The organism is Nostoc sp., from assembly GCF_036917235.1.
GTDB lineage: Bacteria > Cyanobacteriota > Cyanobacteriia > Cyanobacteriales > Nostocaceae > Nostoc.
Window position 1 is genome coordinate 1 of the sequence record NZ_JBALDU010000046.1, and the last position, 20094, is coordinate 20094.

A 20094-nucleotide genomic window follows, 5' to 3' on the forward strand; every position below is an offset into this window, starting at 1 on the left:
TATTTTTTCTCGAAGATCGACAGAGTAGGACTTCATTTAAAAGGATTTATATTTTAATCTAGTGTACCTCATAATAGACGCAAGTGCTGTAAAGTTGCAAAAAGACTCTGTAAAACGTATTTACGTTGTTCCCAAATTGCTGGGTACTCAGCGTAGTACATCTTGGGTTCTGCCGCGTAGTTGTTGAGAATGCCTTCTTCGTTAGTGGTGGTGTACATAGTTTTTTCTTTTCTTTGTTTTGTTATCTTATGTAAATAAATATAACAAGTTTGTTACAAATCGTCAACGCGACTTGACAAAAAAATACTGATGGTAAGTATAAAACTGACTTATCAGCATACCACTGCCGTTTGGGATACGTAAAACACAAAAAACCCCGGCGAAACTAACCGGGGTTACAGAGAGAAGTATGAATGACGATGAGATACAGCGATACTGAAATAAAACAATCTTAGCTAACACTCAAACCAACCAAAACTAAAGCGGTGACGATTAAAGTTGCAAAAAGACCCTGTAAAACGTATTTACGTTGTTCCCAAATTGCTGGGTACTCAGCGTAGTACATCTTAGGTTCTGCTGCGTAGTTGTTGAGAATGCCGTCTTCGTTAGTGGTGGTGTACATAGTTTTTTTTCTTCTTTGTTTTGTTATCTTATGTAAATAAATATAACAAGTTTGTTACAAATCGTCAACGCGACTTGACAAAAAAATACTGATGGTACTTATAAAGCTAACTTATCTGCGATCGCGGATTCTGGCAAAGTGATTCGAGTCTGCCAACACCGGATGTCTTTTAACTCGTCGCTACTGGCTCCAAATCAAGAGCGACCAAATCCTATAGCTGATTTGCTCTTTCTGCCTCCTTCAATTTTTGGGATTCCCTAAATATCTAACCTAACTACCATTAGATCAGGCGGATGTTCAACATTAAACTGGTAATATATCTCTCGTCGCTCTTGGGCTGGAAGAGTTAACAGCCATTCTAAAATCCCCATTTCACCGAGTTGAATTTGTGGGTTGCTGCGACTGAGGCGTACTTTAATTTGCTCGTTGCGGCTAACTGGCAATTGTTCAGTTAATTTTAGATTTACTTCTTTGTCCAGTAAGTTAGTAATTATCAATCGATAACTATAAGTAATCCGGCGCTGGTTGCTAATTAATTTTTTATCTACTAGACGTTCAACCAAGTCGCGCTCTATTTTTAAACCTTCGTCAATTCCTAAGTTCAGTTTAAACTCTTGCCCTGGTGCAATATTTTCTAACTGAGTTGTCCCAATAAAAACGTTGTCGCGGAAAATATTCGCTTTACCTGCTAACAAAGTCGCACCGTTGGGACTATTTTTCACATTCGCTTGTAGATAAGCAAAGCTAACCAAGCGCGGCATTGCCACATAATCGAAGCTACAAGGATAATCATCGTTGAAAATCGTAGTTTTATGAGGTGCGCCATCGCTGGGAATATTACCACCGCCATTCAATTTAAAGGTAACTACACTACCTTCTTTGGATACTTCTGCTGTAACGGTTTCTGCTGGGATGAGACTATCCTCTGCAACTTCGTCTTGTTCTTGCCAATCAGCTCTGGCAGCAGCAGGTGGTTCTGGTATGCTAGGCAGCAGTGGTGGCTGGGCACCAAATCGTTGTCGCACTCTTCGGGGAAGTGGCGTATCAATATACCAGGGTTCAAGTTTAGGTGGAAGTGTACCTAATCCTGGTTTAGCGGTAGAAAGGGTGAGATTTGCACCAATCCAATCTTCGCCAGTGCTTTGAGTGATTTCTGCAAGGTAACTCAGATGCACAATATCGCTGGTAGTGCTAAAGCGCAAGTCATAAAGCGGATTCCAACTAGCACGATTTACTATGTAAGATACCTCTAATTCAAATTCACCTTCACCCGCGACTTCAATGGCTACGACTAAGCTAAAACTTTCTTTAGGATGGGGCGTTTGGATTATTTGTAATGAGGTGTGGAGTGCTTGCAGTTGTTTGTCTAACTCCTGCTGTTGGGTTTTGCACTCTCCAGATGCGATCGCATACTCACTATACTGGCTTCCGAGAAAGTTTAAAAAATCCAAAGTTTCGCTGAGGCTGAGATTTTTCCGCGACAAACTTTGTGCAAAGGGTTCTTCTGTTTTTTCACGTAAGCCGGCGATAAAACTAGATTGCAATGCTAAAGCATCTACTTGAGCTTGCAGGTGGCGTTTTTCTGCTTCTAATTGCTGAATTTGCCTTGTCAAATGTGCTACTCGTTCTGCTACAGGTTCAGTAGTGTAGATGCGATCGCTACTAACCCCCATCAAGCGCACCCCTACTGTACCTGTACCGCTAACCCTGATAGACTCAGTTTCTAGAGTCATTGGCACTGGGGTAATTACTAATTCCTGTTCAATTCCTGTTAAATTAACTACACCTCGCCGTGTAACTAATGCTCTGTCAGCATACACGGTAACAGCTACAATCTCGCTTTGTACTGTTTTGCGCCAAGATGCTATTTCCGGGTTAACCACTGCCAGTTTTCCCCCATTTTTAATGATTCTGCTGGTTAATTGTCAATGTTTACCGGTCTAACAGTCAACCCCTTTAGAGAATTCGTAATTCATAATTACGAACTACGAATTACGAATTCTCTTATCCATGAATTGGTTCAAACGTGCTATAAGCGGTATCAGCTTTTTGCTCGACAAAATTCTTTGCCGCAGCTAGTAGATACTCATAATAGGCACGAGCAACGATAGATAGCTGCTTGCCAGATGGGTAAACCATGTACCAATGCCGCTGAATGGGAAAGTGTTGCACATCTAAAATACTGAACTCTGAAGCGTCTGATAGTAAGGTATGACGGGATAAAACAGAAATTCCTAAACCACCTGCGATCGCTTGTTTAATTGCTTCATTGCTTCCCAATTCTAGCTTGACTTTTACTACTACCCCTTCTTCTTCAAATAGCTTTTGGACGGCGCGACGAGTTCCTGAACCTGGTTCCCGCATAATAAAAGGTTCGTTAGATAAGCGTTGTATAGGAATATTTTTTTCTTTGGATAAAGGATGATTAGTCGGTGCAAAGACTATCAAAGGATTTTCTAGAAATGGTTCACAAGTCACATCGAGATTGTCTGGAATTTGACTCATAATATATAAGTCATCTAAATTTTGACTCATCCGTTCCAAAATTTGTTCGTGATTTGTGACTTGTAGCGAGATATCAATCCCTGGATAAAGGTCGCAAAATGGTCCTAACAAACGTGGGATAAAATATTTTGCTGTTGTAATTACTGCCAAACGTAATTGTCCCTGTTTTAGCCCTTTTAAATCTGCCACCTTCATTTCATACTGGGCTATATTGTGAAAAATCTGCCGACAAGTAGCAAATAATTCCCGTCCTGCTTCCGTCAGATACAATCGCTTCCCCACTTGTTCAAATAATGGCAACCCTACCGATTTTGTTAGTTGCTTGATCTGCATAGAAACGGTAGGTTGGGTGAGAAACAATTCCTCAGCAGCACGAGTAAAGCTACTGTGCCGTGCCGCCGCCTCGAACACCTTTAACTGGTGCAGCGTCGCTTGGTTCAAGGGTGATTCTCCTATATATAGCGATTAATAGATATAAAACTAGTATTGCTGAACACTGGCAAATGATATAGTGATGCTCACAGAAAGTTACGAGGTTTATCATAGACAAAACTCTATCATCTTTATTAAAATAAATGTATTTTATTTATGGATTGAAAAAGCTATTATTCAAAATAGCTAAAGCGTAAGATGCCTTCCATCTAAACGATGAATGATGATAGATGATTGTAAAAAATTCATCTATCATCATTCATCATTCCATAATTCTTCTTGAACTTTTGTCGGTAGCTTGGTTAAGTCTGGTAATCTTAGTACCTCGATTTCCGCAACTTGTTCTTTAATATTCACTGGCAAGTTTAACGGTTCGCGTTCTTCTATCCAGCAGCTTGCTAATGGCAAAGTTAACTCCATTTCGTCCAGCGGTCGGGGAATTACCATTACTGCATTCAATTCACCAATGCGTTCTGCTTCAAACATCCCCGCTTCTACTGCTACCGCCACATTTGCTACGGAACCCCGAATAATAGCTGTACATAAACCCCCACCAATTTTTTCATAAGCTGCTAAATGAACATCAGCAGCTTTGAGCATGGCATCACACGCTCCTACCATCGCGGGAAATCCTCGCGTTTCTACCAAACCAATTGCTTGATTACTTAGACGGCTGGAATTGCCCTCTTGCATTAATTTAGTGAAACGAGTTGTGATGGGAAGTACTATATCTAAGTTGGGATAAGGTCGGGGAATGACCAAACTAGAAATCAACTGACCAAACTGTTCAGCCGTTTGCACTCCTGATTCTACCGCCAGACGTACGTCAGCAATTCCACCCCGGACGATCGCAGTACAATGACCACTACCAATTTTTTCATAGCCAACGAGGTGAACTCCCGCCGATTTCAGCATCATATCCGCCGTCCCAACGATCGCCGGAAAGCTACGGGTAGAAACTAAACCCAAAGCAGTATCTTGAAAGGTTTCTTGACTACTCGCTCCCTGGATGGTGCGAATAGACCGTTGATTATATGTTTCCATGATGAATTCTCCAAAATACGGAAAAAGGCGACACCTTACAATTAACACTTACTCTGACTAATCGTCAGGGTTTGGGTCATTCAAGGATTGTCTGTGAGGAAACAGTGTAGTCAACAGTCTGCTTATGCTCCCTTGTCCATAAATTTGAGTCCCAAAACCGTTAGGGGGTTCTGTGGCGGACTGACTGGGGTCTAAGTTATGTTCTGTAGACGGTTCGGCGGCTGACTCCAAAGTGGAGTCAGCATCATTGGTCGGTTCCTCCACAGGAGGAGACTGACTTTTGGGAGTGGCGGGAGATTTAAAATAAGAAATCGACTTGTTTTGTTTGAAATCTACAAAAGCCGAAGCTGAGAAGTTAGTTGAGGAAACTACCTTTTCCTTAACTCCACCTGAGCTATTTTCCTCTTCCTTCGGTGGTGTATTTGTAGTAGAAGTTGGGTTATTTGTAGATGCTTCTAGCTGCTTTGTTGGCTCAATCTGCCGACTGGTGTCTCCTAAAATTGAACCAGGCGGTACTACTTGTTCAGGTTCAACCGAATAGTTAAAAACTGTAGTAGCCGAACCAATACAAGCGTTTGCGCCAATTTTGCCTTTGCCAATCATCAAAAAACCGGCTCCCAGATTTGCACCTGCTTCTACTTCTAGAGTGCCTTCATGGACTTGGAGAATTGCTCCCATACCAATACAGACCCCTGGCCCAATGACGATCTTGCTATTTACAGCCGCTTGGAGGATCACCCCAGGTGCAAGTACCGCGCTTGGATGAATAGTCACCTCACCACTAATATAAGTATCAAAGTTATTGCTGAGGCGCAGTAGCGGCACAGACATGGAAATTTTAACCTCGGAAGCCGGATGTAGTTCTGAGTGGTGAGTGCTGAGTGCTGAGTGCTAACAGCACTTTTAACTCAGCACTACTATGGTCGTTGAATGATCGTTTCCAATACGCGACGCTTGGCTTTGGGGTCAACACCAATTAAGCGCACATATTCCCCTGGATATTCGCCGATTTGTCTTTCTACGGCGGCGATCGCTTCTCTTTCTGAGGAGGCTTGAATTTGACCAGTACTAGTCCAGGAACCTGTACGGAACCGTCGTTGATCTACGTGTTCAATGCTAATTTTTGAGCCGCTAGCCAATAAATGCCGGAGTTGGTCTACTACTTCAGAACTCAAGCGGGTAGCTGTTGCTGTTGCTGTTGCTGTTGCTGTTGCAGAGGGCGCACTACTAGTAGTAAATGATTTCTGACCACCAGAGGAGGCTACTTGACCATTTGGACGTTGGATAATGGTTTCTAATACCCGCCGTTTGGCTTTGGGGTCAATACCAATTAAGCGTACATATTCCCCTTCGTATTCGCCGAGGTGTGCTTCTATGGCTGCGATCGCTTCTCTTTCTGAGGAGGCTTGAATTTGACCAGTACTAGTCCAAGAACCAGTTCGGAAGCGGCGCTCATCTACGTGTTCAAGGCTAATTTTCGATCCACCAGCCAATAAGTGCCGGAGTTGGTCTACTACTTCAGAACTCAAACGGTTACTGCTAGCTGTTCCCGTACCAGAGTGTGCTGCACTAGTAGTAAATGATTTCTGACCACCAGAGGAAGCTACTTGACCATTTGGACGTTGGATAATGGTCTCTAGTACGCGCCGTTTGGCTTTGGTGTCAATACCGATTAAACGTACATACTCGCCTTGATGGCTTGCTATGCATTCTTCCAAGGCGGAGATGACTTGATTTGTGGAAGTTGCATCAATTGGCGTGCAACTAGTCCAGGAACCAGTACGGAAACGACGCTCATCTACGTGCTCCATGCCAATTTTGTAACCACCTGCCAAGAGTTGGCGGATTTGCTCTAGAGTTTCGCCACTGACTTTGCCACTGCTAGAACCGTTGCCGTTACTGTTACCATTACTGCTGCTGTAACTGCTATTGCTACGACTAGTCGGCGCTTTAAAGCTGGTAGCTGGTTTTGCATCATCATCGGGACGTTGGATGATGGCTTCTAGCACACGCCGTCTATCTTTGTCAATGCCAAACAGTCGGACATACTCGCCGCTATGGTCATTTACACAGCTTTCTAATGCTGCGATCGCTTCACCGAGCGATCGCGGTTCGATTGGTTGGCAACTAGTCCAAGAACCCGTGCGGAAACGTCTTTGGTCTACGTGTTCCGTACCAATTTTATACCCTTGCCCCAATAGATACCGCAACTGATCTATTGTTTCTGCACCCAAGCTATTGCTCGACACTTCACTACTCCTTTCCAACTCTAAAACAGTGATACCATTACCTGTATAAGATTTAGCGTTCTCATCCCGGATGGGTGCTATACATTTGCTATCCGCAGCACAGAGATAACCAGCTCGTAATGCCTGATTAATCCCAACCACATGATGAGCAAATTCCTTATCCTGATCTTGCACATCTGGCAAGCGATCGGCTTGCTGCTGGCTGGTAATTATCGCTCCCGAAGGTACATACTTACCAGAGGGAATCTCTACATCTTGAATCAAGGCGTGCATCATTACGATGCAACCTGCACCCACCCTGGCATTAAACACCGTAGAGCGAAAGCCAATGAAGGAATTATCACCTACATAAGCTGGCCCGTGAATTAGAGCCATGTGGGTAATGCAAGCGTTTTTACCAATCCATACAGAGTATTGGTTTTGGTCATCGCCAATTACTCGGCCTTGCTCCAACCCATGAATCACCACACCATCTTGAATATTGGTGTTTTCACCCAGATAAAAAGGTGTGCCTTCATCCGCTCTAATCGTAGTCCCCGGAGCAACGATTACATTTGCACCTATTCTTACATCCCCAATCACATTGGAGAATGAATGTACAAAGGCAGTTTCATGGACTTTGGGTTCAGCTAAATTCCTTGACCACGGGGTTGGGGGTGCCGCCGTGCTGCGGACTGCCATCGCGAGATTCCTCCTGTATTGTCTGCCATTAGTCATTTGTCCTTTGTCGAGAGCTAATGACTAATGACCAATGACTATCGATATTGATCTTTTTTGCTGTAAATGAGGCGATCTTCAACGTAAATAGTATCTATGATCGCCACCACTGCTGCATCCAATGGACGCTGTTCATTGCCAACAACTTGACGAGCGGCACTACCACGAGTGATGAGTACCCACTCATCTACTCCTGCTCCCACAATATCTGCTGCTACTTCATACTCTGGTAGGATATTGCCGTTTTCATCTACTAATTGTAACAATAGTAGTTTCACACCTCTAAGAGTTGGATCTTTTTGGGTGCTAACTACTGTGCCGCGAACTTTGGCAATTTGCATTACAAATTACGGTCTTCTACCAAAAGGACGAATTGCATTCACATTTTCCCGGAACTGCTCTACGTCTTCGGTATAACGAATTGGGAGGACGTATTCTAGGTTTTCGTGAGGACGAGCAATGATATGAGTAGACAGCACTTGTCCACCATTGACTCGCTTTACAGATTCAACTCCTGCGGCCACAGAAGCTTGCACTTCCGAAACGTCACCCCGAACAATTACCGTCACCCGACCACTACCAATTTTTTCATAACCGACTAAAGTGACGCGAGCCGCTTTCACCATCGCATCAGCGGCTTCCACTACTGCTGGAAAGCCTAGCGTTTCAACCATTCCCACTGCAATTGACATTAGTTTTAATCCCTATTTCAAAGTTTTTAGCCTTGGACAAAAGTGATGCTCTTTTCAGGCAAAGAGCGTTAATTACTTTGTTTAAACAGCTTTTAAGTACGGAATTGTTCCACCGCTTCTGTGTAACGTATCGGCAAGACGTATTCCAGGTTTTCGTGAGGACGAGCAATGATGTGAGTGGATAACACTTCACCACCAAAGACTCTTTTTGCCGCTTCAACCCCAGCTGCTACGGAAGCTTGCACTTCCGATACATCTCCCCGAACTATCACGGTGACGCGAGCGCTACCAATTTTTTCATACCCTACTAAGGTGACACGGGCGGCTTTCACCATCGCATCAGCAGCTTCCACCACTGCTGGAAAGCCCTTCGTTTCAATCATTCCAACTGCAATTGGCATCGCAGAACTCCTACAAAATTAATGCAATCTGTACTGTCGTTTGAATTTTTTGACGGGGAGAGCCTGATCTTATAGCTAAGAAAACACTTCCAACTTAAGCATAGGAAAGCTTGGCGTTCCTGGCAATATAAATTACTATAATAGTTTATGATAAGAAAGTTTTAAAAAACTTAACAAAAAGTTATCTAGGCATCTGAGCAATTAAAGTTTACAGATTCCTTGAGCTGCCACTTATGCTTTATAATTTCTTTATTACATTTACAAAACGACATTCATAACCAAGGCTAATCTTATCTGATGAGAGGTAAGCAGCGGCTGTATGTTTTGCTATATCTATCTTTCCTCAAATATTTCTAAGTGTACAATGACTAGGTGAAACATATATAAGTTTTTCAAATATATCGTATAAATTACTTTGGTTAAAGTAGAAATATAAATGTAAAAAGGTTGGTGATATTAAGGCAAGTAAATGCTTTTACTTATGTAAAGTTATATTTTACTTATATTTAATAGGGTAGCATTAAGTAAAAGTACTTCTAGAAGTTTAGTTAAAATAATAGTAAAAAAACATCGATATTTTGGTAAATTAATTTTATTAAATAAATAATTGGTTGGAATTTTTTTAAAATCAAGGCTGAGTCATCAAGGGAAATTTAAATGGATCAATTTCTATTTTCAACAAGTTGGTTTGTGCCTTTGTATAGCTTATTAGGTGCAATTTTGACCTTGCCGTGGGGAATAGGAATAATTCAGCGAACAGGGCCAAGACCTGCGGCATACATCAACTTGTTGACGACCGTTTTAGCTTTTATCCATAGCCTGTTTGTATTTAAAAATATCTGGGATAGAGATCCAGAAAACTTACTAATCAATTGGTTCAAAGCAGCAGATTTAGACTTATCTTTTTCCTTAGAACTATCGCCAGTCAGCATTGGGGCAACAGTTTTAATTACAGGGTTAAGCTTACTGGCACAAGTTTACGCTCTGGGTTACATGGAAAAGGACTGGTCGTTGGCGCGTTTTTTTGGGCTACTGGGATTTTTTGAAGCAGCGCTATGTGGTCTAGCAATCAGTGATTCTTTGTTTGTCAGCTATGCCCTATTGGAAGTCTTGACGCTTTCGACTTACTTGCTGGTGGGTTTCTGGTACGCTCAACCACTAGTAGTAACGGCGGCGCGGGATGCGTTTTGGACTAAACGGGTGGGAGACTTGTTGTTGCTGATGGCTGTAGTGACACTTTCTACCTTAGCCGGGAGTTTGAACTTTTCAAATTTATATGAGTGGGCGCAAACAGCTAATTTAAGTCCAATGACATCGACGTTGCTAGGGTTGGCACTAATTGCTGGGCCTGCTGGAAAATGTGCCCAATTTCCACTACACCTGTGGTTAGATGAAGCAATGGAAGGGCCCAACCCCGCCTCGGTAATGCGGAACTCTCTAGTCGTAGCTGGTGGTGCTTATTTACTGTATAGATTTCAACCATTGTTAGCCCTATCGCCAGTTGCTTTGAATGCCTTGGTAGTAATGGGTACGGTGACAGCGATTGGGGCCACATTAGTATCTATAGCTCAAATTGACATTAAGCGATCGCTATCTCATTCCACCAGTGCATACATGGGGTTAGTGTTTTTGGCGGTGGGGTTACAGCAAGGGGGTGTAGCCTTGATGTTGCTGTTAGCTCATGCGATCGCCAAAGCATTATTATTTATGAGTTCTGGTTCAGTCATCTTAACTACCCAAAGCCAAGACTTAACAGAAATGGGCGGTTTATGGTCACGGATGCCAGCCACCACCACGGCCTTTGTAGTCGGTTCAGCCGGGATGGTAACACTGCTACCACTAGGAAGTTTCTGGGCAATGTTAGCATGGGCTGACGGTTTCGTGAATATTAGCCCTTGGGTAATTGGGGTTTTAATATTAGTCAATGGTTTGACAGCATTGAATTTGACGAGAGTATTTAGATTAGTCTTCTGGGGTAAACCGCAACAAAAGACCCGTCGCACCCCAGAAGTTGGTTGGCAGATGGCCTTCCCAATGGTGTTTCTGACAGTGCTGACTCTGCTTCTACCTCTGATGCTACAGCAATGGTACTTATTACCAGATTGGGAAAGTATTAATTGGTATGTGGTGTTAGCCTTGTTTGGTTCTACCGTAGTGGGGGTAGGCGTAGGGTGTACAGTTCATCTGCACAAAGCTTGGTCAAGATCCAGAATCTTGGCGTGGAGATTTATGCAAGACCTGTTAGGTTATGATTTTTATATTGACCGAGTTTATCTTGTAACCGTGGTAAGTGTAGTAGCACTGCTATCTAAAATCTCTGCTTGGAGCGATCGCTACTTGGTTGACGGTTTAGTAAACTTAGTTGGGTTTGCGACAATTCTCAGCGGACAAACCTTAAAGTACAGCATTTCTGGGCAATCTCAGGGCTATATGTTGACCATCCTAGCAGTTGTCAGCGTCCTGGGTTTTTTCATCAGTTGGTCATTGGGTTTACTAGATAAATTGCCTTTTTAAGCGAGTTAGGAGTGAGAAGTTAGGAGTTAGGAGTTATTATTCTCCTCCTGCTCCCCTGCTCCCCCGCCCCCCTGCTCCCCTGCTCCCCTTACCTAAAGTCTATGCTTAGTGTTTTAATTCTAGTGCCGTTAATCGGCGCAGCTTTAATTGGTTTCTCCCCCTCTGGCATCAGTGGAAAATTCGCCCGTGTGGTGGCTTTGGTCTTTGCCATTATCGCTTTCTTGTGGACAATGGTATTAGTAAGTCAGTTCCATCCAAGAGAAATTACTCAACAGTTTGCTGAGTCTCTCCCTTGGGTAGATGCTTTAGGGCTGAACTATAACCTTGGAATAGATGGTTTATCTTTGCCGTTGCTGGTTTTAAATGGATTGTTAACTGCCATCGCCATCTACAGCAGCGATGAATCGCTACAGCGTCCTAAATTTTATTACTCTTTGGTACTATTATTAAGCGCTGGGGTGACAGGAGCCTTTCTAGCACAGGATTTACTATTATTTTTCCTGTTTTACGAATTAGAACTGATTCCGCTGTATTTGCTGATAGCCATTTGGGGTGGTGCCAAACGGGGTTATGCTGCGACTAAATTTCTTATTTATACAGCCGTTTCGGGAATCCTGCTCTTAGCAAGTTTCCTGGGAATGGTTTGGCTGAGTGGTTCCTCTAACTTTGCACTAGCAACCTTGAACGCGACAACTTTACCTCTAGGAACACAGCTTTTATTGCTAGCGGGAATTTTGATCGGTTTTGGAATTAAAATTCCCTTGGTTCCCTTCCATACTTGGTTGCCAGATGCTCACGTTGAAGCTTCCACACCGATTTCCGTGCTATTGGCTGGGGTGCTGTTGAAGTTGGGAACCTACGGCTTACTGCGCTTTGGCATGAACTTGTTACCAGAAGCTTGGGCTTATCTGGCTCCTTGGTTGGCGACTTGGGCAGTAGTCAGTGTACTGTATGGTTCATCTTGTGCGATCGCCCAAACCGATATGAAAAAAATGGTAGCATACAGCTCCATTGGACACATGGGTTACGTGCTTTTAGCGGCGGCGGCGGCCACACCTTTAAGTGTTTTAGGTGCTGTGATGCAAATGATTAGCCACGGCTTGATTTCCGCCATGCTATTTTTGCTGGTAGGGGTTGTGTATAAAAAAGCCGGAAGCCGTGATTTAGAAATCATTCAAGGATTATTGAACCCAGAACGGGGTATGCCAGTAATCGGTAGTTTGATGATTGTCGGAGTCATGGCCAGCGCTGGTATACCGGGAATGCTAGGGTTTATTTCCGAATTCGTAGTTTATCGGGGAAGTTTTCCAGTTTTTCCAGTGCAAACTCTGTTATGTATGCTTGGTACTGGTTTAACAGCAGTTTACTTCTTAATTCTCGTCAACCGCGCCTTTTTTGGACGTTTATCTGCACCAGTTACCAACTTACCACGTGTGTATTGGAGCGATCGCACCCCAGCTGCAATTTTAGCTGTGCTAATTGTGATTTTCGGCATTCAACCTGGTTGGTTAGTGCGTTGGACTGAACCAACAATTACAGCAATGGTAAATACCCAAAACGTAGTATTAGCAGTGTCCTTGGATAAAGCAATGGGGAATGGGGAATAGGGAATGGGGAATTGGGAATGGGGAATGGGGAAAAGTTTTCCTAATGCCCAATGCCAATGCCCAATGCCCAATGCCCAATACCCCAATCCCTAAACTTTTTGGAGAGATGGCAATGGTAACTATTAAAAAAAAAGCTACTCACAATCCCTTAGCTGAGTATATTGAACGTCTACAAAAAGGAGATGCATTACTCCCCGATAGTCCAGAAAATGTGCTGGAAGTTGTTGGTATTCTTAAAAGCTATGGGGTAGTTTTAGATGCTTACTCAAAAAATCTTAACTATATTGCCGAGCATCAGTTTTTAGTATTTTTTCCATTTTTTAAATACTTTAATGGAGAGGTTTCTTTTCAGAAATTACTTAGTCACTGGTGGCATGACCGAATTAATTTTGAATATGCCGAATATTGCATGAAAGGCATGATGTGGCACGGTGGCGGCGGACTAGATACGTATTTAGATACACCAGAATTTCAAGAAAGAGCGCAAACTGTTATTAACGCAAAATTTAAAAATAATCCCTTGATTCTGGGTATTAACCAACTATTTCCAGATTTTTTAACAGAACATTTGCGCGTCTCTGCTTACTACACCGGTTTAGGTCAATTCTGGCGAGTCATGGCTGATATGTTTCTTAACTTATCAGACCGCTATGACCGAGGCGAAATCAAATCGATTCCCCAAGTTGTAGAACACATTAAAGCCGGGTTAGTGGCAAATGCATCAAACCCAATTACTTATGCTGTCAAAATTCGAGGTAAGGTCTATGAAATCATTCCTAAAAGTGTTGGTTTGACCTTCTTAGCAGATACAGCAATACCTTATGTAGAAGCAGTATTCTTTCGGGGAACTCCTTTCCACGGTACTGTTTCATATAATGCCCAAGGATATCAAATTCCCCCAGATCAAACCCGATTTCAATATGGTGCATTGTATGCCGATCCTTTACCCATCGGTGGCGCGGGTATTCCTCCTACCTTGTTGATGCAAGATATGCGTCATTATCTTCCAGAGTATTTGCACGAAATTTATCGTCGCAGTCTTCGGGGTGAAGATGATTTGCGAGTCCAAATTTGCATAAGTTTCCAAAAATCGATGTTTTGCGTGACGACAGCAACGATTTTGGGACTGATGCCTCATCCTTTGGATACTAAAGATCCCAATGAGCAAAAAGGTAATCGAGTTTATTTAGAGAAGTGGATGAGTCGGTTACAAACTTCGCGGTTGCTGGATGTGAATAAATGACAGATGATTCCACCATTACTCACGAGGCATTCAAGTAATTTGAGCGCACTAATCACATGAGGTACAAGAACCCCTCCCCACAAGCGAGGAGAGGTTCTTGTACCTCATTTAACCGAGAACTGTTATAAGCTAGAACAATTTTTTTAAATTAATTAAATTCGATGAATTTAGTAATTTTTGAAGTGTTTTTCCATGACAAAATTTATCAGCTTTTGCCCTCTACGCTCCACTTCTTGCTTTTTGATAACAATAAATCCCTGACTCTCAAAAAAAGGTTTAGCTGTAATACTGGCTTCTGTAAATAACTTTTCCACTCCTAAAGAGTGTGCTTTTAATTCGATCTGTTCTAAGATTTTCTTGCCAACACCTTTCCTTTGAAAATCTTTATGACAATAGAAACGGTCAATATGACCATTAGCTTCTAATTCTCCAAAACCAATAATTTTACTCTGTTCTTCTGCTACATAAGTAAACTTACTTCCTAAACTTTTAACCCAAACTTCAATATCCATATTTGCTGGTGCCCAAGCAGCTACTTGTTCTTCTGTATAATCATGAATATTCACCTCATGAATAGTGTCGTAGAACAATTTCATAATTTGTTGGGTATCAGGCATTTCGTATATTCTTATTCTCATAAAGTAATTAACGATCGCTAACTCTAATTAAGAATATTATCAGTGTTGATGAGTCTGAATGTTTCCACAGTGGAGCATATTTGACGGCGCTATTCTCGCTTCATCAGAATAGACTTCTGGCATGAATCAAAAGCCCTCACCCTAAATCCCTCTCCCAAGCTTGGGAGAGGGACTTTGAAATTCGCTGACGTTCAAGATAAATTATTTTTTAGTACAAAAGTACTATTTACTGCTAAAATGCCTTACAAGTCAGCTAGCCTTGTTTGAGGTGGTATGAAAAAAATCCAAGACACGGACAAAAAGCCTATTTTGCGAAAAGTTTCGTTGTTGCAGCCGAAATCTGTAACTACTGCTATAGTGCCACTGCGACCCCAAGAGGAAAAAATCATCAGCGAAGGAGAGCGTTTGATTGCACAAGTTGAACGTATCAATCAGATGGCAGGAGAGTTAGAAGCAGCGATATTCAAGTTGAAAGCGATCGCTAACACCCTAAATACTCAAAAAAGTTACCCAGTTCTAAATCAGGAACCATGTAAAAATATTTGCCAGTATTTTACAGTTAGCGTTCCTTGGGTGAAACGAAAGTCTGACAACTCATTTATTCTGACGACGCGAAGAGTTGATTTATTCCGAGCCGAAAGGGAAGCCACACAGTTAGCACAGCAACTTCGTCAGCAAACCAAAAAAAGATTAGCATCGCAGCCACAGACAAAAAACAAGAATGGAGCTGAGGGTGACACAAAATGCTTGTTCAAAAAGGTGTTAGTCAACAAATCTTAAAATTATCAACATTCAACGGCATCTCACCCTTAAGGTTGTAACAGTTATGCTGATTGAAGTGGCAGAAGGAACTTATTTCTCAAAATTGTTAGATAGCACACTGCCATTATTTCTTTGCAACCATAGTTGGTGACAAAGAAACAAAGCCGCCCTAATATTTGCACTTCCGTAAAACCAGAGTGTAACATCAGGGACAATCAATCAGCGCACAGAAGAGGTAAAAAGAAGGTGTTAAAGACACTTTTAGTGATTGCCGTTGGTTTTTTACCGTCCCTGTTTTCCCTGTGGATGATCCGTAGAACCCAGCGATCGCGCTTGCGGATGAGGCAAGCAGCCATGAATTTTTCAGTGGTACAGGGACGGCACAACGTCAGACCTGTGGAAGGCGATCGCTATTATTTAGAAGGCGTGGGTTATTTAATTGGCGATATCAGCTGCAAGTTTAATGCTAGGTCTGGCTACATCCGCTGTGCTATCAATCCCGAAGGCCCATGTAACGGTTGCCGTCACTACGAACCTAGAGAATTAACTGGTAATGAAAAAAGCACTTAAGATTTCTTACTTAATATCAACCGACCTAAAATTACGCGGATAGTTTTCCAGCGACTTCATAGCACTAGAACCAGGGAATGATAAAATCATTACTAATTATAATAATTTGTATTTACAAGCACTTTGAATATTTCTCTTTGCATGGTGAAATAAGAATGATTTAATAGAATTCGTGCAAAAGTGTAAATCTGCATCATTTTGTTTGCAGATGGTGAACTTTGCTATTAACTCTTGCCGAATATCTCATAACTAGATGACTATCCAACGATGAACAACGCGATCGCTCGGACAACAGCATTATTATCAACTTGCGCTTTGCTACTAACAGGTTGTGGTGGTGGCACTACCACAGTGACAAATTCTCCAACTAATACTCCAAATAGTACCCCAAATAACACTGCAACCACTACCCCAGCGACAACGGGTACATTATCAGGTGCTATTCCCATCGGTATTGGTGTTGCCCAAACTAGCAATGTGGCATTACTGGGTCAAGAGCAAGTCGCTGGAGCCAAACTTGCCCAGAAGTATTTCAATAGTAAAGGTGGTGTTAATGGCACACCAATTAAATTAGTTTTTCAAGATACTAGCGGTGATGAAGCAGGAGCAATTAACGCTTTTCAAACTCTAATTAATAAAGATAAAGTTATTGGAATTGTCGGACCAACTTTGTCACAGCAAGCCTTTAGTGCCGATCCCATTGGCGAACGGGCAAAAGTACCAATTATTGGCCCATCAAATACTGCTAAAAATATTCCTGAAATTGGTGATTACGTTGCTCGTGTTTCTGCACCAGTTTCCATCGTTGCGCCTAATTCGGTGAAAGCTGCACTTAAACAAAATCCCCAACTGAAAAAAGTCGCAGTTTTCTACGCCCAAAATGATGCATTTAGCAAGTCAGAAACGGAAATTTTTCAGCAAACAGTTAAGGATCAAGGACTAGAATTGGTAACAGTCCAAAAATTCCAAACCAGTGATACAGATTTTCAAAGTCAAGCTACCAATGCGATTAATCTCAAACCAGATTTGGTAATTATTTCTGGCTTGGCTGCTGATGGTGGTAATTTAGTTAGGCAATTGCGGGAACTGGGTTATAAAGGCTTAATTGTCGGTGGAAATGGTCTAAATACATCGAATTTATTGCCAGTTTGTAAAGCACTATGTGATGGGGTATTGATTGCTCAAGCCTACAGTCCAGAACATCCAGGTGAAATTAACGCGGCATTTCGTAAAGCCTATATTGAAGAATATAAAAAAGAACCACCCCAATTTAGCGCCCAAGCTTTTACAGCAGTGCAGGTTTATGTCGAAGCACTCCAATCTTTAGATAAAAAGAGCAAAATCAACAAACTACAGCTACCAGAATTACGGACACAGTTAAACAAACAAATACTTGAAGGATCATACAATACACCATTGGGTGAAATTGGTTTTACTCCCACAGGCGAAGTTGTGCAAAAAGATTTCTATGTTGCCCAAATCAAAATGGAAAAAGACGGTAGTCAAGGCAAATTCACATTTTTAAAATAGTTGCTAAATGAATATCAATCTCTTTTTGCAGCAATTATTAAATGGGTTATCCATTGGCAGCGTCTATGCAATTTTTGCCTTGGGATATACCTTAGTTTATTCTATTTTGGGCATTATTAATTTAGCTCATGGCGCGATTTTTACCTTGGGTGCATATTTCACTTATGCACTTATGGGTGGGAACTTTGGATTTAATGGCTTGCTGGCTAATGCAGCCTTGCCGATAAAATTACCATTTGCTATAGCCTTAATTTTAGGAAGCACCTTGGCGGGATTGGTAGGGGTAGTGATGGAACGTGTTGCTTTTCAACCTTTGCGCCGTCAAGGCTCCGATCCTTTGCTAACTGTTGTTTCCAGCTTGGGAGTAGCAGTGGTAATTGTGAATTTAATCCAGTATTTAATAGGTGCGGAAAGTTATACATACCCCGCAAATACTTATGGTAATTTGCCACCTGCGATTAACTTTGGGAGTCCAGAAAACCCAATCCCGATTCGCAGTGTTCAGGTGGTAATTTTTACTGTGTCAGTAGGGATCGTGGCAATTCTTACCTATTTTATCAATCGAACTAAATATGGTAAGGCAATGCAAGCGATCGCAGAAGATCCAACTACAGCTAGTTTGTTAGGAATTAATAGCGATCGCTTTATCATCCTAACATTCTTCATCAGCAGTTTTTTGGCAGGATTAGCAGGAACTTTAGTTGCCTCTAGTGTTAGTATTGCAGGGCCATATTTCGGCATTGCTTTTGGTTTGCGGGGTTTAGCAGTAATTGTCTTAGGTGGTTTAGGTAGTATTCCTGGTGCAGTGGTGGGAGGCTTGGTAATTGGATTAGTCGAGGCATTTGTTCCTGCTGAATTCTCTGGGTATAAAGACGCAGTAGCCTTTGGTATTTTGTTTATTATGCTATTAGTTAGACCCCAAGGTTTGCTAGGACGACGATTTATTCAGAAAGTTTAAAGAGACGTAGCGCGATGAAAACATACATCAAACAAAAGTTAACTTTTGACCAATTTTTAGAAGAGTGTCCAGAGGAAGGTTTATATGAACTTGTCGATGGAGAAATTGTAGAAGTGCGTGCAACTAGAAATCATGATGATGTAGCTGACTTTACGGCTGACTCTTTCAAAGATGAAATTAAACGTCTAAATCTGAATTACGTAGTAAAAAATACAGCAGTCTTTAAAACTATAACTGCTAATGGCATAGAGCAAGGACGCAAGCCTGATGTAAGTGTCATAGATAAAGATAAATGGCGATCAAATCGTTCTGCTTATGCTGCACTTGAAGAACCTATCCAATTAGCTGTAGAAGTTACATCAACTAATTGGGAAGATGACTACATTGATAAATTAGATGAATATCAACGTTTAGGTATTACAGAATATTGGATTGTAGATTATTTGGCAATTGGGCTAAGAGAGTATTTGGGAAATCCAAAAGTTCCGGCTGTATTTGTTTTTCTATTAGATGATGAGGGGAAATACCAATGTACACACTTTAGAGGTTCAGAACGAATTGGATCGCGAACTTTTCCTGAACTGGCGCTGACAGCAGAGCAAATATTAACAGCTTAAGAGTTGATAAAAGCGATAGTTTGATTAAGTTTAATCAAAATATATTAAATAAAATGGCTGATTTCTTCGCTACTTACGCTTCTTTAATTGTCTCTATGGTATTGGGGGCGTTACTAGGGTTATCGCTTTACTTACCGCTAATGACAGGACAATTGTCTTTAGCTAGTCCAGGATTTTATGCTTTAGGTGGATATATTGCAGCAATTTTATCCACAAAATTTTTTACATCTAGCAGTAGTTTATTTCCAATTCCCTTGTTGTTATTGGAGATGTTAATTGCTGGTATAATTTCTGGATTATTGGGTGTAATGGTGGGAATTCCAGCATTGAGATTGCGAGGAATTTATTTAGCGATCGCAACTATCGCTTTTGTGGAAGTTCTGCGCGTCATCTCCCTCAATTTAGACATTACAGGCGGTGCTGTTGGTATTTTTGGCATTCCTCAACCTTTCCAAACACAACTTGAATATTTATGGATTGTTCTGCCTTTACTATTAATTAGTATGGTGCTACTTTATCGTTTAGAACGCATCCGCGCAGGAAGGGCTTTTATCGCGATCCGCGAAGATGAATTAGCTGCGGGTGCAATGGGAATCGATCCCACTTATTACAAAGTTTTGGCGTTTACACTAGGGGCTATGCTTGCAGGGGTTGTAGGTGCAATTAGTGCTCACTTCCTCAATACCTGGAATGCTCGTCAAGGTACTTTTGATAGCAGTATTATATATTTAACTTTTGTTTTGATTGGTGGTTCGAGAAGTTTTTTAGGGCCAGTAGTCGGAGGTATGGTATTTACAGCCTTACCAGAGATTCTGCGAAGCCTAGCTGATACTGGTGGTTTACCTAGTTGGTTAGCGCAGTTTTTGCGAGATGGTAGATTAATTATTTTTGGCTTTTTGATAGTAATAGGTACAATCTTTTTCCCCCAAGGGCTAATTACTCCAGATATTTTTCAAAGACATAAAAACCAAAAGTGAACTATCTAATAATATG

General features: G+C 41.7%; 20 protein-coding genes. 9 read left to right on the forward strand and 11 right to left on the reverse strand.

All coding sequences use genetic code 11. The annotated features are described in order from the left end of the window. Positions 1–68 precede the first annotated feature (68 nt). From psb34 (V7K44_RS15425) to V7K44_RS15475, 10 genes are all read right to left on the reverse strand, one after another. A complete protein-coding gene (gene psb34 / locus V7K44_RS15425; RefSeq protein WP_334932831.1) occupies positions 69–218 on the reverse strand; it encodes a photosystem II assembly protein Psb34 in 150 nt (49 codons plus the stop codon). A 233-nt stretch (positions 219–451) separates the two neighbouring features. Then, the gene (gene psb34, locus V7K44_RS15430; RefSeq protein ID WP_289798921.1) at positions 452–622 is read right to left on the reverse strand and encodes a photosystem II assembly protein Psb34; all 171 of its coding nucleotides are present in this window, start codon (positions 620–622) and stop codon (positions 452–454) included. Between the two features lie 257 nt (positions 623–879). Next, a complete protein-coding gene (locus V7K44_RS15435) occupies positions 880–2505 on the reverse strand; it encodes a mucoidy inhibitor MuiA family protein (RefSeq protein WP_334932833.1) in 1626 nt (541 codons plus the stop codon). 121 nt (positions 2506–2626) lie between these two features. Next, positions 2627–3568: a LysR family transcriptional regulator gene (locus V7K44_RS15440; RefSeq protein WP_334932835.1), complete on the reverse strand. Its 942-nt coding sequence runs from the start codon at positions 3566–3568 to the stop codon at positions 2627–2629. A 246-nt stretch (positions 3569–3814) separates the two neighbouring features. Then, on the reverse strand, positions 3815–4603 hold the full coding sequence (locus V7K44_RS15445; protein ID WP_334932837.1) for a BMC domain-containing protein: 789 nt from the start codon (positions 4601–4603) through the stop codon (positions 3815–3817). A gap of 57 nt (positions 4604–4660) precedes the next feature. Next, positions 4661–5434 carry a transferase gene (locus V7K44_RS15450; RefSeq protein ID WP_334932839.1) on the reverse strand — a complete coding sequence of 258 codons (774 nt, stop codon included), beginning with the start codon at positions 5432–5434 and terminating at the stop codon, positions 4661–4663. An 86-nt stretch (positions 5435–5520) separates the two neighbouring features. Further along, positions 5521–7533 (reverse strand): ribulose bisphosphate carboxylase small subunit, encoded by a 2013-nt coding sequence (locus tag V7K44_RS15460; protein ID WP_442940694.1) that lies wholly within the window; start codon positions 7531–7533, stop codon positions 5521–5523. Between the two features lie 74 nt (positions 7534–7607). Continuing rightward, positions 7608–7910 (reverse strand): EutN/CcmL family microcompartment protein, encoded by a 303-nt coding sequence (locus V7K44_RS15465; protein ID WP_094327600.1) that lies wholly within the window; start codon positions 7908–7910, stop codon positions 7608–7610. A 6-nt stretch (positions 7911–7916) separates the two neighbouring features. Then, positions 7917–8261 carry a carbon dioxide-concentrating mechanism protein CcmK gene (locus V7K44_RS15470; RefSeq protein ID WP_010995041.1) on the reverse strand — a complete coding sequence of 115 codons (345 nt, stop codon included), beginning with the start codon at positions 8259–8261 and terminating at the stop codon, positions 7917–7919. Between the two features lie 92 nt (positions 8262–8353). Further along, positions 8354–8662, reverse strand: a complete 309-nt coding sequence (locus V7K44_RS15475) for a carbon dioxide-concentrating mechanism protein CcmK (protein WP_012410633.1) — start codon at positions 8660–8662, stop codon at positions 8354–8356. A gap of 657 nt (positions 8663–9319) precedes the next feature. Here V7K44_RS15475 and V7K44_RS15480 point away from each other — a divergent pair. The 3 genes from V7K44_RS15480 (at position 9320) to V7K44_RS15490 (ending at position 14026) form a co-directional block, all read left to right on the forward strand. Continuing rightward, a complete protein-coding gene (locus tag V7K44_RS15480; protein ID WP_334932841.1) occupies positions 9320–11176 on the forward strand; it encodes an NAD(P)H-quinone oxidoreductase subunit F in 1857 nt (618 codons plus the stop codon). A 101-nt stretch (positions 11177–11277) separates the two neighbouring features. Then, the gene (locus V7K44_RS15485; RefSeq protein ID WP_334932842.1) at positions 11278–12783 is read left to right on the forward strand and encodes an NADH-quinone oxidoreductase subunit M; all 1506 of its coding nucleotides are present in this window, start codon (positions 11278–11280) and stop codon (positions 12781–12783) included. 112 nt (positions 12784–12895) lie between these two features. Further along, complete coding sequence (locus V7K44_RS15490; RefSeq protein WP_334932879.1) at positions 12896–14026, forward strand: CO2 hydration protein; 1131 nt, start codon at positions 12896–12898, stop codon at positions 14024–14026. 167 nt (positions 14027–14193) lie between these two features. Here the strand turns inward: V7K44_RS15490 and V7K44_RS15495 are convergent, their stop codons facing one another. Continuing rightward, positions 14194–14664: a GNAT family N-acetyltransferase gene (locus tag V7K44_RS15495; protein WP_442940695.1), complete on the reverse strand. Its 471-nt coding sequence runs from the start codon at positions 14662–14664 to the stop codon at positions 14194–14196. A gap of 273 nt (positions 14665–14937) precedes the next feature. Between V7K44_RS15495 and V7K44_RS15500 the strand changes: the two genes are divergently transcribed. From V7K44_RS15500 to V7K44_RS15525, 6 genes are all read left to right on the forward strand, one after another. Beyond that, complete coding sequence (locus tag V7K44_RS15500) at positions 14938–15444, forward strand: hypothetical protein (RefSeq protein ID WP_334932844.1); 507 nt, start codon at positions 14938–14940, stop codon at positions 15442–15444. A gap of 228 nt (positions 15445–15672) precedes the next feature. Further along, positions 15673–15996 carry a DUF6464 family protein gene (locus V7K44_RS15505; protein ID WP_334932845.1) on the forward strand — a complete coding sequence of 108 codons (324 nt, stop codon included), beginning with the start codon at positions 15673–15675 and terminating at the stop codon, positions 15994–15996. A gap of 267 nt (positions 15997–16263) precedes the next feature. Beyond that, the gene (locus V7K44_RS15510) at positions 16264–17526 is read left to right on the forward strand and encodes an ABC transporter substrate-binding protein (protein ID WP_334932846.1); all 1263 of its coding nucleotides are present in this window, start codon (positions 16264–16266) and stop codon (positions 17524–17526) included. A 7-nt stretch (positions 17527–17533) separates the two neighbouring features. Then, positions 17534–18484 (forward strand): branched-chain amino acid ABC transporter permease, encoded by a 951-nt coding sequence (locus V7K44_RS15515; RefSeq protein ID WP_334932847.1) that lies wholly within the window; start codon positions 17534–17536, stop codon positions 18482–18484. A 14-nt stretch (positions 18485–18498) separates the two neighbouring features. Beyond that, positions 18499–19101, forward strand: coding sequence for a Uma2 family endonuclease (locus tag V7K44_RS15520; protein WP_334932848.1), 603 nt, complete (start codon positions 18499–18501; stop codon positions 19099–19101). A gap of 53 nt (positions 19102–19154) precedes the next feature. Next, on the forward strand, positions 19155–20078 hold the full coding sequence (locus tag V7K44_RS15525) for a branched-chain amino acid ABC transporter permease (RefSeq protein ID WP_334932849.1): 924 nt from the start codon (positions 19155–19157) through the stop codon (positions 20076–20078). The last annotated feature ends 16 nt before the right edge of the window (positions 20079–20094 follow it).

Bases quoted from the DNA above. Each gene is read 5' to 3' on its own strand.
- psb34 (WP_334932831.1), bottom strand. From the start codon at position 218: ATGTACACCACCACTAACGAAGAAGGCATTCTCAACAACTACGCGGCA.
- psb34 (WP_289798921.1), bottom strand. From the start codon at position 622: ATGTACACCACCACTAACGAAGACGGCATTCTCAACAACTACGCAGCA.
- V7K44_RS15445 (WP_334932837.1), bottom strand. From the start codon at position 4,603: ATGGAAACATATAATCAACGGTCTATTCGCACCATCCAGGGAGCGAGT.
- V7K44_RS15450 (WP_334932839.1), bottom strand. From the start codon at position 5,434: ATGTCTGTGCCGCTACTGCGCCTCAGCAATAACTTTGATACTTATATT.
- V7K44_RS15460 (WP_442940694.1), bottom strand. From the start codon at position 7,533: ATGGCAGTCCGCAGCACGGCGGCACCCCCAACCCCGTGGTCAAGGAAT.
- V7K44_RS15465 (WP_094327600.1), bottom strand. From the start codon at position 7,910: ATGCAAATTGCCAAAGTTCGCGGCACAGTAGTTAGCACCCAAAAAGAT.
- V7K44_RS15470 (WP_010995041.1), bottom strand. From the start codon at position 8,261: ATGTCAATTGCAGTGGGAATGGTTGAAACGCTAGGCTTTCCAGCAGTA.
- V7K44_RS15475 (WP_012410633.1), bottom strand. From the start codon at position 8,662: ATGCCAATTGCAGTTGGAATGATTGAAACGAAGGGCTTTCCAGCAGTG.
- V7K44_RS15480 (WP_334932841.1), top strand. From the start codon at position 9,320: ATGGATCAATTTCTATTTTCAACAAGTTGGTTTGTGCCTTTGTATAGC.
- V7K44_RS15485 (WP_334932842.1), top strand. From the start codon at position 11,278: ATGCTTAGTGTTTTAATTCTAGTGCCGTTAATCGGCGCAGCTTTAATT.
- V7K44_RS15490 (WP_334932879.1), top strand. From the start codon at position 12,896: ATGGTAACTATTAAAAAAAAAGCTACTCACAATCCCTTAGCTGAGTAT.
- V7K44_RS15495 (WP_442940695.1), bottom strand. From the start codon at position 14,664: ATGAGAATAAGAATATACGAAATGCCTGATACCCAACAAATTATGAAA.
- V7K44_RS15500 (WP_334932844.1), top strand. From the start codon at position 14,938: ATGAAAAAAATCCAAGACACGGACAAAAAGCCTATTTTGCGAAAAGTT.
- V7K44_RS15510 (WP_334932846.1), top strand. From the start codon at position 16,264: ATGAACAACGCGATCGCTCGGACAACAGCATTATTATCAACTTGCGCT.
- V7K44_RS15515 (WP_334932847.1), top strand. From the start codon at position 17,534: ATGAATATCAATCTCTTTTTGCAGCAATTATTAAATGGGTTATCCATT.
- V7K44_RS15520 (WP_334932848.1), top strand. From the start codon at position 18,499: ATGAAAACATACATCAAACAAAAGTTAACTTTTGACCAATTTTTAGAA.
- V7K44_RS15525 (WP_334932849.1), top strand. From the start codon at position 19,155: ATGGCTGATTTCTTCGCTACTTACGCTTCTTTAATTGTCTCTATGGTA.